1 protein-coding gene is annotated in these 1,377 nt (G+C 59.6%); it reads right to left on the bottom strand.

Annotation, left to right across the window (positions count from 1 at the left end):
• Positions 1–1,347 (bottom strand): protein rep (locus ACWCIA_RS22860; protein ID WP_454166783.1); only part of this gene is annotated, 1,347 nt, incomplete at its 3' end.
• Positions 1,348–1,377: the final 30 nt, after the last annotated feature.

Below are 1,377 nucleotides of genomic sequence, written 5' to 3'. Positions count from 1 at the left end.
CCGAGCATCCTCAGCTTCCTCAACGGCCAGTTCCTCATCGGTTTTTTGCTCGATGCCGAACAACTGTTTCAGCCCATCGGACCAGATAATCTGACGCTTGCCAAAAAACGCATTGGCGAACTGGACGAACAGAGCGCCGAACCGCTTGTGTGAGGCGTCGTCGCTGCCCTCGTGATACCTGCGCAGCAGATCGAACGGCGACATGCTAGCCACCTTGCCGTTTTTGATGTGTTGCTTGGCCAGCTCGGCACCAGCGCCCCAACGAGGTTCCCGGCCGAATTTTGCGACGTACTCAGCCGACGATTCCATGAAACGAACGTCTACGCCCCGCTTGCGATTCGGTGGCGGCAGGCCGACAGCAACACAGGCACGACGCCAGAGGGTGAACAACTCAGCGCGCATCGCTTCCAGCTTGCGAGCCGACAACGGCTTAGCCGTGAGCCAGAGGCCGTGTTCATGGGGATGCCAGCCGTTCGCATCGCCGTAAGTGACCTCCAGGGCGCGAATGTCGCCGACATAGCCCGTGTCGATTTTCAGATTCTTGTATGCGCGCCACTCGCGCATTTTGACCTTGGCAGCCGCAAACTTTTTCAGCCACCGGCCCAAGTCATCATCACGCTTATGCGAGGTGGTGAACGTCACCAGGTACAACCCGCCGCCCTGTGCTTTGTGCATGTCGGTCGCCGAAACGATTTCCTGCTTGCGACGCTCGGACACCTTTGCAGCACACGGCGGACAGGTCCAGACGGAGCCGCAGACCATCAGCCCCCCGAAGTGGGCCTTCTTGATCTTGCCGGAGTAGAACACGGAAACATCGGCGGCGATCTTGCGCCGAGTGCAGCCGGTGACACGCCATTGCGACCCCTTCGGGGTGCGCTCATCGTGCAGCAGCTTTGCCGCTGACGTTTGAGCACTGAACCGAGCACCGCGGGCGTTATTCGCCCCGGTTTCCGACACGGTTTCCAGCACGTTTTCGCCACGGCGGGAAACGACCCTAAGTCGTTGAATTTCCCCGGTATTTTCGTCAATCGACTCACGAAAAACGGCCTGTGATTCCGTGTTGTTACCAAGCGCGGCCCCGGCCACCCCACCCGCCGCCGCTTGCGCGTCGTCGTGCGTGGCGTCCAGGCCGCGTGCGGTCTTTTCCAGGCGGCGAACATACGAAGAAAGGCCGGTCTGCCGAACAAGCTCGGGAGTACTCAGGATTTTTTGATTGCGGAGCCGTTCGGCGCGAAGGGCTTCGCGCTTCTCCAGGAGGGCCAGGTTTCCGGCCTGGATGCTGCCGAGGGTTGCGGCCTCATGCCGCTTTGTGATTATTTCGTCAAGGGGTACGCCCTTGACTTTCAAGGATTTTTCCAACAAAATTTGCTCACTCTT

The organism is Massilia sp. SYSU DXS3249 (assembly GCF_053668055.1).
The sequence above is the reverse complement of the archived record's forward strand: the minus strand, read 5'-3'. Positions and strand labels throughout refer to the sequence as shown.